This window comes from Bradyrhizobium ganzhouense (assembly GCF_049949285.1).
Classification (GTDB): Bacteria; Pseudomonadota; Alphaproteobacteria; order Rhizobiales; family Xanthobacteraceae; genus Bradyrhizobium; species Bradyrhizobium ganzhouense.
Genome location: NZ_CP181318.1, coordinates 2,261,998 through 2,275,940, shown reverse-complemented (window position 1 = coordinate 2,275,940; position 13,943 = coordinate 2,261,998). Strand labels below are relative to the sequence as shown.

Annotated in this window: 13 protein-coding genes; 4 read left to right on the top strand and 9 right to left on the bottom strand. The window is 65.1% G+C overall.

Features of this window, described 5'->3' with window-relative positions; translation table 11 throughout:
- Positions 1-76: 76 nt before the first annotated feature.
- The 5 genes from ACLFLU_RS10415 to mobB all read right to left on the bottom strand — a co-directional run bounded on the left by ACLFLU_RS10415 (position 77) and on the right by mobB (position 4,536).
- Complete coding sequence (locus ACLFLU_RS10415; RefSeq protein ID WP_426412099.1) at positions 77-361, bottom strand: hypothetical protein; 285 nt, start codon at positions 359-361, stop codon at positions 77-79.
- A 90-nt stretch (positions 362-451) separates the two neighbouring features.
- A complete protein-coding gene (locus ACLFLU_RS10410; RefSeq protein ID WP_426412098.1) occupies positions 452-2,104 on the bottom strand; it encodes an OFA family MFS transporter in 1,653 nt (550 codons plus the stop codon).
- 317 nt (positions 2,105-2,421) lie between these two features.
- Complete coding sequence (locus tag ACLFLU_RS10405) at positions 2,422-2,697, bottom strand: sulfurtransferase TusA family protein (RefSeq protein WP_426412097.1); 276 nt, start codon at positions 2,695-2,697, stop codon at positions 2,422-2,424.
- A gap of 45 nt (positions 2,698-2,742) precedes the next feature.
- On the bottom strand, positions 2,743-3,999 hold the full coding sequence (glp, locus tag ACLFLU_RS10400) for a gephyrin-like molybdotransferase Glp (protein WP_426412096.1): 1,257 nt from the start codon (positions 3,997-3,999) through the stop codon (positions 2,743-2,745).
- Positions 4,000-4,008: 9 nt separating this feature from the next.
- The gene (gene mobB, locus ACLFLU_RS10395) at positions 4,009-4,536 is read right to left on the bottom strand and encodes a molybdopterin-guanine dinucleotide biosynthesis protein B (protein ID WP_426412095.1); all 528 of its coding nucleotides are present in this window, start codon (positions 4,534-4,536) and stop codon (positions 4,009-4,011) included.
- Between the two features lie 204 nt (positions 4,537-4,740).
- On the opposite strand from mobB, the gene fdhD reads away from it, so the two are divergent.
- Positions 4,741-5,631, top strand: coding sequence for a formate dehydrogenase accessory sulfurtransferase FdhD (gene fdhD, locus ACLFLU_RS10390; RefSeq protein WP_426412094.1), 891 nt, complete (start codon positions 4,741-4,743; stop codon positions 5,629-5,631).
- A complete protein-coding gene (gene mobA, locus ACLFLU_RS10385) occupies positions 5,618-6,253 on the top strand; it encodes a molybdenum cofactor guanylyltransferase MobA (protein ID WP_426412093.1) in 636 nt (211 codons plus the stop codon). Before fdhD ends, mobA begins: the two co-directional genes overlap by 14 nt.
- Positions 6,254-6,259: 6 nt before the next feature.
- Here mobA and ACLFLU_RS10380 read toward each other — a convergent pair whose 3' ends face one another.
- Genes ACLFLU_RS10380 through ACLFLU_RS10365 form a run of 4 tightly spaced genes read right to left on the bottom strand, consistent with a single transcriptional unit; the run spans position 6,260 to position 11,401 of the window.
- Entirely contained in the window at positions 6,260-7,387 is a 1,128-nt protein-coding gene (locus tag ACLFLU_RS10380; protein ID WP_426412092.1) for an FAD-dependent monooxygenase, read from the bottom strand.
- Between the two features lie 55 nt (positions 7,388-7,442).
- Complete coding sequence (locus ACLFLU_RS10375; RefSeq protein ID WP_426412091.1) at positions 7,443-9,392, bottom strand: molybdopterin biosynthesis protein; 1,950 nt, start codon at positions 9,390-9,392, stop codon at positions 7,443-7,445.
- Positions 9,393-9,405: 13 nt separating this feature from the next.
- Positions 9,406-10,512, bottom strand: coding sequence for a molybdopterin-binding protein (locus tag ACLFLU_RS10370; protein ID WP_426412090.1), 1,107 nt, complete (start codon positions 10,510-10,512; stop codon positions 9,406-9,408).
- A 55-nt stretch (positions 10,513-10,567) separates the two neighbouring features.
- Positions 10,568-11,401, bottom strand: coding sequence for an extracellular solute-binding protein (locus ACLFLU_RS10365; RefSeq protein WP_426412089.1), 834 nt, complete (start codon positions 11,399-11,401; stop codon positions 10,568-10,570).
- Positions 11,402-11,708: 307 nt separating this feature from the next.
- Here ACLFLU_RS10365 and ACLFLU_RS10360 point away from each other — a divergent pair, with 307 nt between their 5' ends.
- Complete coding sequence (locus ACLFLU_RS10360; RefSeq protein ID WP_426412088.1) at positions 11,709-12,602, top strand: substrate-binding domain-containing protein; 894 nt, start codon at positions 11,709-11,711, stop codon at positions 12,600-12,602.
- A gap of 100 nt (positions 12,603-12,702) precedes the next feature.
- Complete coding sequence (locus ACLFLU_RS10355) at positions 12,703-13,932, top strand: ABC transporter substrate-binding protein (RefSeq protein ID WP_426412087.1); 1,230 nt, start codon at positions 12,703-12,705, stop codon at positions 13,930-13,932.
- The last annotated feature ends 11 nt before the right edge of the window (positions 13,933-13,943 follow it).

The following is a 13,943-nucleotide window of genomic DNA, read 5'->3' as shown; positions in this document are numbered from 1 at the left end:
CGCCTCTGTAATGCTTTAGGGGGCAGGCAGCCGCCCTGCCATGCCCCCTCACGCAAACGCGACGCGGAACCTCGCCTCAGGTCTTGTTCATGCAATCTTCGATGTAGAACCAGCGGTCATCACCGGTGAGGCCCTTGGACTTCACCTCGCCGCGACAGGCCTTCAGCTTCGGCTTGTTGGCGGTCCACTTCGCCTTCATGTCCTTCAGCTTCTGCATAGTGAGTTTCATCTTGCCCGGCGGCTTGGCGTCGGTCGTCGCGGCAGGTGCCGGTGTTGCAGGCGCTGTTGCCGTCTGCGCAGACGCGGTGTGAAGGCTTGCCGCCAGCAGCATAGCGGCGAGGCAGATACCAGTGCGATGCATGAAAATTCCCCTAGATCCCATTCTTAGTGATTTGGATGAGCAAGCGCCGCGGGATGCGCGCAGCATCCCGCGGGCGATGTGGGTTTGCGATCAGAAGATATTCCAGGCGCTCAGGAGGGTCTTGTACACCCCCCAGGCCAACGGGATCGCGACGAACGCCCAGAACAGTGCGGCCTTGCCATCGAGACCACCCGTGCCGATTCCGAACGAACCGCCCTGCCCCGCATTTGCCCCGGGGATCGAGGCCTGGAGCTTCGATACCTCAGCCTCGCTCATGTACCACTTCGAATCGACCGGCTTGATCAAATAGTTGCAGATCAGGCCCGCGATCAGCATCGCGCAGAGAATGTACATGGTGGTGTTGTAGAGCTGGTCGCGCGGCACGCCAGCCGCCAGCTGAAACTCGCGGATGTAGTTGACCACGACGGGGCCGATGATGCCGGCGGTCGACCAGGCCGTGAGCAGTCGTCCGTGAATTGCGCCGACGAACTGCGTTCCGAACATGTCGGCGAGATAGGCCGGCACGGTGGCGAAGCCGCCGCCATACATCGACAGGATGATGCCGAAGCCGAGCACGAACAGAAGCTTCGAGCCCATCGCCGCAAAGGTCGGCGCCAGCGCGTAGAGCACGATGCCGAGAATGAAGAACGTGTAATAGGTGTTCTTGCGGCCGATATAGTCCGACAGCGAGGCCCAGACGAAGCGGCCACCGATGTTGAACAGCGACAGCAGGCCTGCGAAGCCCGCGGCGATCGCCGCGATCTGTGTCTTCTGCGCGGCGTTCAGCGCGTTGAAGCCAACGTCCGGAAGCCCGATCAGCTTGCCCGCGAAGATTTCCTGGAGCATCGGCGACGCCATGCCGATCACGCCGATGCCGGCCGACACGTTCAAGCACAGCACCCACCAGATCAGCCAGAACTGCGGCGTCTTGTGCGCGTTGTTCAGGTGAACGTGGTGCTCGGAGATCATCGTCTTCTTCTCGCTCGGCGGCGTCCAGCCCTCCGGCTTCCACCCCGTGGGCGGCAGGCGATAACGGAACGCGCCAATCATCATGAAGACGAGATAGATGACGCCCATGGTGAGGAAGGTTTCCCAGACGCCGACCGAGGTCGGGGTCTTGAAAAAGTCCATCAACAAGTTGGCCAGCGGCGCGCCGATCATGGCGCCGCCACCAAAACCCATGATGGCCATGCCGGTCGCCATACCGCGCCGGTCAGGGAACCATTTCACCAGTGTCGACACTGGCGAGATGTAGCCGAGGCCGAGGCCGATGCCGCCGATCACGCCGGAGCCGAGCCACATGATCCAGAGCTGGTGGACGTAGATGCCGATGGCGCCGAGCAGGAGGCCGCCACACCAGCAGCACGCCGCGACGAAGCCGGCTTTGCGCGGCCCGACGCGCTCGAGCCAGCCGCCCCACAGCGCAGCAGAGAGGCCAAGCACGACGAAGAACAGCGTGTACATCCAACCCAGGCTCGCGACTTTCCAGTCGCAGCTGGTGGTGAACAGCTCCTGCCAGAGCGAGATGTCCGGGCAGGCCTTCGGCGCGGTCAGTCCGATCGCGCGCGACAGCGGCAGCCAGAACACCGAGAAGCCATAGGCCATGCCGATACACAGATGGATGCATAGCGCCGCCGGCGGCACCAGCCAGCGATTGAACCCAGCGGTCGCGATGGTCCGCTCGCGATCAAGAAGGCCCGCGCCAGCGCCTGAAATCCTTCCAGCGCTCTCAATTGTCGTCATGCATTCCTCCCCTGCAGCTGCCCTTCTGAGCAACTTGCCGCTTCCATCCTGGTCCTCAGCCCATTGCAGCGCAGCTGTTGTCCCTGCTGCTCCGCACAATCACCCGACACGCGCCAGGATCGTCATGCGCGTCTGAAAAGTTAACCCCTCGGTCGGGGCTCTATGCCCAATACGATTTGCAGGCTTCGTAAGTGGCCCGATGATCCGCGTGTCGCGGACAACACTCAACCTCCGCGCCTGCGCGGAGAAAGTCAATTTGGGCAGAAGCCATGATCGATGTCGATAGACAAATGGTCGGTATCAGCGCGGTAACGCGCCTAAGAACGCAGCGCAGCATTGACGCTGCCTATCGAGCCATTTGCTTTTTCTATCAAGAACACGATGCGCGCGTCGTTGCGCTCGGTGATCTCCACCTTGTCGCCGGTCTCACGGATCAGGTTAGGAATGTCAATCACCGACAAGGGATCGGTGCAGTGAACCTCGAGCTCGTCGCCCGGCTGCAACGGTTTCAACGCCTTGCGCGTTTTCAAGGCGGGCAGCGGGCATTTCAGCCCGGTGAGATCAAGCGTCGTTCTGGTCGTTGTTCTTGTCATCGGCGCAACATGCGCTGGAGGGGGCGAGGACGTCAATGTAACCGCCTAGAGCAGATCGGCATAGGACAGGAAACCTACATTCTCGCCCGGCTCGACCCGCGTAACGTCTTCGCCCAGCTCGACCAGGCCGTCGGTCTCGACCAATGACGACAGGAGTCCGGCGCCTTCGCGCGGAAATTTGACCGCCTCCAGCGTGCCATCCTCTGCGCGCCGCAAGGACGCACGAACATATTCGCGGCGGCCCAGCTTCTTCTTGTAAGTGAACGCCGCGCGCAGCGGGATCGGCAACAGCGGCTCCGGCAAACTGCCGGCGAGCGCCAGCACGGTCGGCCGCACCACATGGACGAATGTGACAAAACTCGCGACGGGATTTCCGGGCAGCCCGATCAACGGCGTGCCGCCGATGACGCCCATCGCCACAGGCCGGCCCGGCTTGATCGCCATCCGCCACAGTACCAGTGAGCCGACGCTCTCGACCGCCGCCTTGACGTGGTCTTCCTCGCCGGTCGAGACGCCGCCGGTGGTGAGGATCAGATCGTGGTGGCCTGCAACCCGCTTCAATCCGTTGGCGAGCGAGGTGCGTTCGTCGCGCAGAATGCCGAGATCCGAGACCTCGCAACCGAGACGGCGCAGCATCGCCATCAGCATGAAGCGATTGGAGTCGAAAAGCTGCGAAGCGGCACGCGGCTCGCCGGGCGAGGCCAGCTCATCGCCGGTGGAGAAAACGGCGACACGGATGCGCCTGACGACATCGACCCTGACAAGACCGAAGGCTGCGGCAAGCGCAACATGCTGGGGCCGCAGTCGCTGGCCGGCGCGTAACGCGACGTGCCCAACAGGAATGTCCTCGCCCGCCGGACGAACATTGGCGCCTGGCTTCAGCCCCGGTGGCAGCACGATCTTGCCGGCGTCATCGATACGGACGTCCTCCTGCATGAAGACGGTTTCGGCGTCCGGCGGCATCGGCGCGCCGGTAAAGATGCGCGCGGTGTGGCCGGGCTTGATCGGTGCTCTTGCCAAGCCGCCGGCCTGGATACGGCCATCGAGCGGGAATACCCGCTCCACTTTCTCTGGCAGGTCCGCGTTGCGCACAGCATAACCGTCGACGGCAGAATTGGTGAAGGGCGGCAGCGGCAACGGCGCCACGATATCGCGCGCCAGCACACGTCCGTCGGCATCGACGAGCGCCACCGTCTCGAGATCGGCAATCGCGCTGACGCGTGCCGTGATCAGGCCAACGGCCTCGTTGACCGACATCATCGGTCCGCCGAAGGCAAAGCAATCGTCCGCCAGTTGCGCCATGGTGCCTCGTCAGCGTATCGCCGCGCTTCTTGCAACCACCTCCTCGACCGGCATCGCCTCCCGCAGCAGCAGTGCCGCAGCGGCCTCGATGTCTTCGAGATGGACAGTCGGCAGCCGGGTTTCAACCGCGACGTCGGTCGCAATCCCGACAATGCCGGGATCATCAGGGAACAGCAGTGGCTTGCCATTGCCGGCACGATGCACCTCGATCTTGCGATGCGGCTCGCGCTTGAAACCTTCGACCACCACGAGATCGACCGGGGACAGCTTGCTCAACAGTTCCGGCAGCCGCGGCTCGGCCGCGCCGCGCAATTCATGCATCAGGGCCCAACGGTTCGCAGAGGCCACCAGCACCTCGGCCGCACCGGCCTCGCGATGGCGCCAGGAATCCTTGCCGGGCACATCGACGTCGAACTGATGATGCGCATGCTTGATGACGGAGACACGCAGGCCCTGCGCGTTGAAATGCGGGATCAGCCGCGTCAACAGCGTGGTCTTGCCCGCACCGCTCCAGCCTGCAAGGCCGATGACTTTCATTCCAGCTCCGTCTCCGCGAGCGACTTGCTCTTCGATGGAACCTCTGTCCCCTCCCCGTCATTGCGAGCGCAGCGAAGCAATCCAGAATCTTTCAGCGGCGGCTGGATTGCTTCGCTGCGCTCGCAATGACGAGCGGAGGCATTTTGCCCATTCCCCAGCATGCTTATATCGGCTTGGCCCGAATGTCATGCTAACGTCGCACCCATGATGAAGATCGACAAAGCCCCGGTCCCCCTGATCGTCCCGAACCCCGACGACCCGCGCCTGACCCAGAGCGTGACCGGGACCGACCAGACCGGCGCCAAGGTCGAGATCAAGGTGCCGATGGAGCGGCCGCTGACGCTCTACCTGAATTCGCAGGAGATCGTCACCATGATGACGATCGGTGACTATCCGGAATATCTGGCACTCGGCTATTTGCTGAACCAGAACATGCTGAAGTATAATGACGCGGTCACCGAGGTCGAATACGACGACGATCTTCAGGTCGTGGTGGTGCGCACCGAGCACCACACCAATTTCGAAGCCAAGCTGAAGAAGCGCACGCAGACCTCAGGCTGCGCGCAAGGCACGGCCTTCGGCGACCTGCTCGAAGCCGTCGAAAGTGTCGCGTTGCCGAAGGCCGAGCTGCGCACCTCCTGGCTCTACCAGATGACCCAGACCATCAACACCATGCCCTCGCTCTATCTGGAGGCCGGCGCGATCCACGGCTGCGTGCTGTGCAAGGAGGGCGAGCCGCTCTGCTACACCGAGGATGTGGGCCGCCACAACGCCGTCGACAAGATCGCGGGCTGGATGTACCGCCACGGCGTCGATGCCTCCGACAAGATCCTTTACACCACCGGTCGTCTCACCTCGGAAATGGTGATCAAGACGGTGCGGATGGGAATCCCGATCCTGGTGTCGCGTTCCGGCTTCACCGCCTGGGGCGTCGATCTCGCAAGACAAGTGGGTTTGACGCTGGTCGGACGCACCCGCGGAAAGCGCTTCATCGCGCTCGCCGGCGAGGAGCGGATCGTCTACGACCAGAACCTCGATTACGTCGAAGAGGAATCGGCGAAGCACAAGCGTAAGGGCGAAGGTGGTGACGACTGAAAATCCGGCCACGCAAGGTGTGCTGCTCGCCGGCGGCCTCGCACGCCGCATGGGCGGTGGCGACAAACCGATGCGGTCCATCGGCGGCCGCACCATCCTGGAGCGCGTGATCGCGCGCCTGAAGCCCCAGTGCGACGGATTGATCCTCAATGCGAACGGCGATCCAGCGCGCTTCGCCGCGTTCGGCTTGCAGGTCATTGCCGACGACGTGCCCGGCTTCCCCGGCCCGCTCGCCGGCATTTTGGCCGCGCTCGACTGGACCGCCGCGAACCGGCCGGAGCTCGAATGGGTGCTCAGCGCCGCCGGCGACTGCCCGTTCCTGCCACGCGACCTCGTCGCGCGCCTGCACGAGGCGCGCACGCGGGAAAATGCGCAGCTCGCAGTCGCCGCATCCGGCGATCAGTCGCATCCGGTGATCGGCCTCTGGCGCGTCGCCTTGCGCAACGAGTTGCGCCACGCGCTCGTCGTCGAAGACATGCGCAGGATCGATCGCTGGACCGCGCGCTACCCGCTCGCGACGGTCACTTGGCCGGTCGAGCCACTCGATCCGTTCTTCAATGCCAACACGGTCGAGGACATCGCTGAGGCCGAGCGCCTGGCGGCGCTGGATGAAGCGTCTTAATCAAGCTCACGCCGCCAATGGCACGGTCCAGGCATCGTAACCGTAGACCCAGCTCGTATCGGTCCGCTCCTTCAGCCAGATGTTGGCACGTGAGGTCTCCTGCACCCGCGTGGTCCGCACCTTGCGCGTCGCCTCGAAGCGGCGGAACGCACCTGCCAGGCCGTCGCGGTCGACACCGTCGAGACAACGCGAGAGCACCGCGGCGTCCTCGATCGCCATCGCCGCACCCTGCGCCATATAGGGCGTCATCGGATGGCAGGCGTCGCCGAGCAGCGTCACCTTGCCATCGGCCCAGCGCTCTAGCGCATCGCGATCCATGATCGCCCATTTGTGCACGTCGGGGCACGACGCCAGCACCTGGCCGACCTGCGGATGAAAGCCCTCGAACGAGGCGCGCAGATCGCGCACGTCGCCCTTCGCCGACCAGGACTCGATGCGGAAATTGGGCTCCGGCTGGCTGGTGACGAGATAAACCTCGCTACGATCCGGCTTGACGTAATAGATGACGATGTGGCGATCCTCGCCCCACCATTTGGTGCAATCGTCGATCTTCTCGCCAAGCAGCGCGGCAGGATAGGTGGTGCGGTAGGCGATGCGGCCGGTGAACTTGACCGGCGCGGTGTCGAACAGAATGTCGCGCACCGCCGAATGCACGCCGTCGGCGCCGACCACGGCATCGGCGACAGCGCTGGTGCCGTCGGCAAAGCTCAGCCGGACGCCCTCGCCGGTCTCGTCGATACCGACGAGCTTGTGGTTGAGCCTGACAAGCTCATCCGGCACCGCGCTCGCCAGCGCTGCGTGGAGATCGCCACGATGCGCCAGCAGATAGGGCGCGCCGAACTTCTCCTCCGCGCTCTCGCCAAAGATCATGTCGAACTTGATGTCGCCGCTCTTCCAGTCGCGGTTGTTCCAGGACCGCGGATAGAACGCGTGCTCGCGCATCCGCCGCTCGAGCCCGAGCGCACGCAACACTTTCATCGCGTTGCAGCCGATCTGGATGCCGGCGCCGATCCGGGCGAACTGGGAGGCCTGCTCGTAGACCATCACGTCGACGCCGACGCGCCTGAGCGCCGCAGCGGTCGCGAGCCCGCCCATGCCGGCACCAACAATCGCAACCGAAAGCGGCCTTGCCATCGCGTCCCCCACCCCGTTTTCTGCGCGGCTTGAATACCGCGTCGTCGCTTATCGTCTACGCTGGCCGGAAGCCGGCTCGCTCCAGTGCCGCACGCGCCTCATCCGAGCCGAGTGCATCAAGAAACGCCTGCACCGCCGGGCGCTGCCTGCGTGCCGTCACCAACGCAAAGTCATAATGCTCTTCCGCGAGCGGAATGAAACCGAGCCCGACCGCATGGGCGACCGGCGCAATGGTCATGCCCCAATCGGCGCGGTGCTGCGCGACGGCTGCGGCAACCGCATTGTGCGAACGCGGCTGGTTCCAGTAGCCCTCCGGACGGGCACCACCGAGCAGCCGGTCGATCAGGATCCGCGTGCCTGCGCCCTGGTTGCGGTTGACCATGATGCAGGCGGGGTCGGCGAGCGCAGCCGCGACGGCCTCCTTCGCGCTGAGCCCCTCAAAACGCTTGTCGCCCTTGCGGAAGACAATGCCCTGCATCCGCCGCCAGCCCGGCACGAGCTCGAGCCCCTCGGCGAGGTAAGGCGTGTTGTAAGTCTCGCTCTTGTCGTCGAACAGATGGATCGGCGCGAGATCGCATTCGCCGCGTTTCGCGGCCGCAAGTCCGCCGAGGCTGCCCACCGCGATCGAGCGCACGGTGAGGCCGGCATGCGCGAGCGGCGCGGTGACGAGATCGAGGCCGGTGCAATGGCTGCCGACGATGACGAGATCAGGCACCCGCACATGCGGCGTAAACAGAGTGACCTCTGCTTCGGTCCCCGCCGGCATCTGGTCGGCGAGCGCGTCGATGCGCAAGAAGCCGTCGGCTTGCGCGAAGGACGTGATCGCACCTGAGCCCTTGCCGGAGGGATAGGCGATCAGGCCGTCCTTGCTCTCGACCAGCGAGACCATGACGAATTCGGTGCGGCCGAGCTCGGAAGAAATGCGCACCGGCACAGTGGCACCCACCTTGGCATCGGAGCGCGGCGGCAGGCCGGCTATCTTGCGCAGCGACGGCACGATCATGTCGTGGAAAGTGAACATCGCCGAGGTCGGAAAACCCGGCAGGATCACGACCGGCTTGCCGTCGCACACCGCAAGGCACAGCGGCTTGCCCGGCTTGAGCGCAACGCCATGCGCGATGATGCCGGGCTGGCCGAGCCGGCCGATGATGCGATGGGACAGATCGCCCGCGCCTTTCGACGTGCCGCCGGAGAGCACCAGCATGTCGGCATCCGCCAGCGCCTGGCGCATCGCGGCCTCGAGCTTGGCTTCGTCGTCGGGAATGGCGCCGAGGAAGATGGCCTCGCCGCCGTTCTCGTCGATCGCGGCCGCGACGATGGCGCCATTGGTGTCGTAGATCGCGGCCGGCGCAAGCGCCTCGCCGGGCTGCACCAGTTCGTCGCCGGTGGAGATCACAGCGACGCGCGGCTTCCGCGCAACTTTCACCTCCGCGATACCACAGGCCGCCAGCATGCCGATCTCACGCGAGCCTATGATCGTGCCGGCGCGCAGCAGCGCCTCGCCGCGCGCGATGTCGGATCCGGCATAGGACACGAACTGGCCCGGCGCGACGGCACGACGAACATCGATCGCATCGGAACCGGCCGGCTGGGTGTGCTCGACCATGACCACAGCATCGGCGCCTCGCGGCAACGGACCACCAGTGGCGATTGGCGTTGCGGTCCCCACTGCGACCTGCAACTTAGGCACGGTGCCGCAGTGAATGGTCTCGCCGTTCAGCGCGAGCCGCGCCGGTGTGCCTTCGCCCGCGGCGGATAGATCCGCCGAGCGCACGGCGAAACCATCAACATTGGAGCGGTCGAACGGCGGCACGTCGATCGGTGCGGTGATGTCCGCGGCGAGCGCGGTGCCGAGCGCATCGCCAAGCTTGCGCTGCTCACTGGGGATCGCGCGCGGAAACAGGGCCGCCTCAAAGCGCGCGAGCGCCTCCTCACGCGAGAGGATATTGAGGAATTGCTCCTGTTCGAGCGCGCTGCGGTCTGGCGCTTTTGGGATCATCGTCATGCCGGAACCCATATCATTCCCGCATCAAATAAGCATCGACCGGCTCGCCCGCCGCAAATCCCTCATGGCTGGCGGGAATGAGCAGCCATGCATCCGCTCTGGCAAGGGCGTGGAGCGGCCATTCACCGACTGCAAGCGGCATCCACGCTTTATGTTCCTCGGCCAGCAGGGCGATCTCGGCAATGCCGACGCTGGAAGCGATCTTTCGCGCGAGCGGCAGGGTCACCTGGCGGCGCGGCCGCCGCGCCGACATCTTGTCGATGAGCGGAAGCACCAGCGCAAACCAGACTGCGAGCGCCGGACCGGGCGCCCCCGGCAAGGCAAGGACGGGAACTTTTCCGAGCAGCCCAGCAGCTGCGGTGCGTCCGGGCTGGAGCGCAAGACCATGGACGAACTCCGCACCGCGCTCGGCCAGCGCCGTCACCGCAGCATCCGCGCGACCGACGCCGCTGCCGCCGATCGTCAGCAACAGATCGCAGGCGGAGACATCGAGCGCCTCCGCAATCGATGTCGCATCGCGTGAGCCGGCTTCATGCGCGATCACATCCAATCCTGCCGCGCGCGCGAGGTCGGTGATCATCCGCATCGTCGCGGTTGCGCCCGGCACGTTGACGATACGCAGCCGCGGTCGCCTGACGCTCAGCTTATCCGCACCCGCAACGCGCGCAAGCAACAGGGCCGCCGCATCGATAGAATGTCCTTCCACTGCCGCAGGCGAGCTTTGGGCGATGTCGCTGCCGCGACGTCCGACGCCCTGCCCCGGTACGCCTTCCGCGAGAACCTGGGCAAGCGGGCCAGACACCTCGACCGCGCCGGCATCGAGCACGCAGTCGCATCCTGCCGGCATCGCATCGCCGGCATCGACCCACACGGGAAGCTCGGTCAGAGGCAACGGCGAATAGGAGGACGCACCGACGAGATCGTTGGCACGCAACGCCCAGCCGTCTACGGCGGCGATGTCGCGCGACGGATAGGCTGCGAGCTGCGGCATCCCTGCCGCGACACAGCCGACCGCATCAGCCAGCGCCAATTCGACCGGCGCCACCGGATCGACGCCGCGCAGCAGCGCGGCAACCGCGATGTCAAGCGGCGTCAGCGAGGGCGGCAGGCGCTGGGTCATGCGTCATGATGGACCACGCATCGCGCGGTTTGGCAACCGCTCGTGCCTCGACCAATCAGCCGCCCGGCTTGTCCGCATTCGGAAAGAACACCTGTTGCCCGTCGACCTTGTAGCCGGCGATCGCCGCCTGCCCTTCCGGCGAGATCAACCAGTCGATGAAGGTCTGGCCCAGCTCCTTCCTGACGTTCGGATGCTTCTCCGGGTTCACCAGCATCACGCCGTATTGGTTGAGCAGCCGCTTGTCGCCCTCGACGACAATGCCGAGATCGCCGCGGTCCCTGAAGGCAATCCAGTTGGCACGGTCCGCGAGCACATAGGCATTCGCCGCGCGTGCGGCGTCGAGGGCAGCGGTCATGCCCTGCCCGCTCTCGCGATACCAGGCGCCCTTCGTACCGGCAATGTCGATGCCGGCAACGATCCAGAGTGCAAGCTCCGCCGCGTGGGTGCCGGACCGATCGCCGCGCGTGATGAACGGCGCACCCTTGGCCTCGATCGCCTTCAGCGCCGTCGCGATGTCCTTGCCCTTCACGCCGGCGGGATCGCCCTTCGGCCCGATCAGCACGTAATCGTTGTACATCACGTCGTAGCGCTTCTTGGCAAAACCGTCGGCGACGAATTTCTCCTCCTGCGGCCGGGCATGCATCAACACCACATCGGCTTCGCCCCGTCGCGCCCCATCGAGCACCTCGTCGCTGCGGCGCGCGATCACCGTCACCTCGATGCCGGTTTTGTCGCGGACAATCGGCAGCAGATAGTCGAGCAGGCCGGAAGCCTGCGTCGATGTCGTCGAGGCCAGGACAATCGCCCGCTCCTCGGCAGACGAGGCCGCGTTGCCCCCGGCGAGGCCGCAGAGAAGCACAAATGCAGCGGTCAGTCGGCGAACGGCCATGACGGGTTCCCATTGGATACGACGCGATCATGATGGTCGATTGCGCCGCACTCGTGACGGTCTTGGCCGTCACAACAGCAACAGGAGATAGACACCTGCCTTTGCCACTACCGAAGCGCAAGTTCAGGTCGCAAGGCTCGCACCATTCGTGCCTCGCAAGATCGTCAACCAAAATAAGAACAGGCGTCAGGATATGTTGCAAAGCAACGAGATCATCAGGCATGGTTCGCGCGGACAAAAATCGAAGTGCAGAATTCCACCTGCGTTGAGCGTCAAAAAGAAGCAAGAATTTGCATAGGAATGCAGGATGGAATTCCTGACGACCAGTGAAGCCGCGGACTATCTCCGTCTCGGCGAACGCAAGCTTTACGAACTCGTCACCAACGGCGCGATCCCGTGCACCAAGGTGACCGGCAAATGGCTCTTCCCGCGGCACGCGCTCGATCTCTGGGTGATGTCGGGTATGGCGCGTCCGGCCGGCATGCTGACAGCGGAGCCGCCGCCGGTCGTGGGCGGCAGCCAGGACGAGCTCCTGGATTGGAGCCTGCGTGAATCCGGCTCTGGCCTGGGATCGATGACCGAAGGCAGTGCGCGCGGGCTCGAGCGCCTGCAGCGCGACGAGGTGATGGCGGTCGCGGTGCACTTCCACAGCCTCGATGCCGAGGGCAATCTCGCCGCGGATGCCAGCGCGACGGCGCTGCGGGACGCGCCTGACCTGCATGACGCACTGCTGGTCGGCTTCGTGCGCCGCGAGCAGGGTCTCGTGCTGCCGCCGGGCAATCCGAAGCGGCTGCGCGGTCTCGCGGACGTGCTCGCGCTCGGCTCGCGGATGGCGATGCGGCAGCAGGGCACGGGTGCGCAGATGCTGCTCGACGTGCTGCTGACGCGCGCGGGCGCCTCGATGCGCGATCTGCACCGGGTGGAGACACCGGCCCTCACCGGGCCGGATCTCGCCGAGTTGGTCCGCGCCGGACAGGCCGACTGCGGCGTTGCGACGCGCGCTGCGGCGCGCTCGGCCGGTCTCGATTTCGTGCCGCTGGTCTGGGAGAATTTTGACCTCGCGATGCGGCAGCGCAGCTATTTCCGCCCCGCCATGCAGGCCCTGATCCGGTTCCTCAGCGAACGGCGGCTGCGCCAGCGCGCCGAGGAGCTGACCGGCTACGATCCCTCCCCCGCCGGACAGATCCGGTTCGCCGCCTGAGATTGACGCCCGCCCCAAAATAGTTGCAAAAGAAACCAATTCAGCCGGGCCAACCCGGCAGGCAACAACGGCCAACGCGCCGGATCAGGGGAGGACAAGCGTGAATCCAGCGAGATTTGGACTGCCGGTCGCGGCCGCCTTTTTAGCGATGCCCTTGGCGGCGGCGCTGCTGTCGGGCGCCGCAATGGCGCAGGTGTCCGACGACATCGTCAAGATCGGCGTGCTCACCGACATGAACGGCCCGGCCTCCGCGCCGACCGGCCAGGGCTCGGTGACCGCGGCACAGATGGCGATCGACGATTTCGGCGGCACCGTGCTCGGCAAGCCGATCAGCATCGTGGTCGGCGACCATCAGAACAAGCCCGACATCGGCGGCGCGCTGGCGCGGCGCTGGTACGACGTCGACCAGGTCGATCTGATCGTCGACGTGCCGGTCTCGGCCGTCGGCCTCGCCGTGCAGAACATCGCCAACGAAAAGAAGCGGCTGTTCATCGCCCACGCGACCGGCACGGCCGACTTCCACGGCAAGTTCTGCTCGCCCTATGCGATGCAGTGGGTGTTCGACACCCGCGCGCTCGCGGTCGGCACAGCGGATGCCGTGGTCAAGCGCGGCGGCGACAGCTGGTTCTTCATCACCGACGACTATGCCTTCGGGCATTCGCTGGAGCGCGACGCCTCCAGCGTCGTCACCGCCAATGGCGGCAAGGTGGTGGGCTCGGTGCGGCCGCCCTTCTCGACGCCCGACCTTTCCTCCTTCGTGCTCCAGGCGCAGGCCTCCAAGGCCAAGATCATCGGCATTGCCGCAGGTCCCCCCAACAACATGAACGAGATCAAGACCGGATCGGAGTTCGGCGTGTTCAAGGGCGGCCAGCAGATGGCGGCACTGCTTGCGTTGATCACCGACATTCACGGCCTCGGCCTGCAGGCCGCGCAAGGCCTGTTGCTGACGACGTCGTTCTATTGGGACATGGACGACAAGACGCGCGAATGGTCGAAGCGCTATTTCGCCAAGATGAACAAGATGCCGTCAATGTGGCAGGCCGGCGTCTATTCGAGCGTGATGCACTATCTCAACGCCATCAAAGCGACCGGCACCGACGATCCGCTCAAGGTCGCGGCGAAGATGCGCGAGACGCCGGTCGAGGATTTCTTCGCACGCAACGGCCGCTTGCGCGAAGACAATCTGATGGTGCACGACCTCTGGCTGGTGCAGGTGAAGACGCCGGAGGAAAGCAAATATCCGTGGGACTATTACAAGATCCTCACCACGATCTCAGGCGACAAGGCGTTTGGCCCGCCAGACCCGGCGTGTCCGATGCTGAAGAAGTGAGAGCATGACGG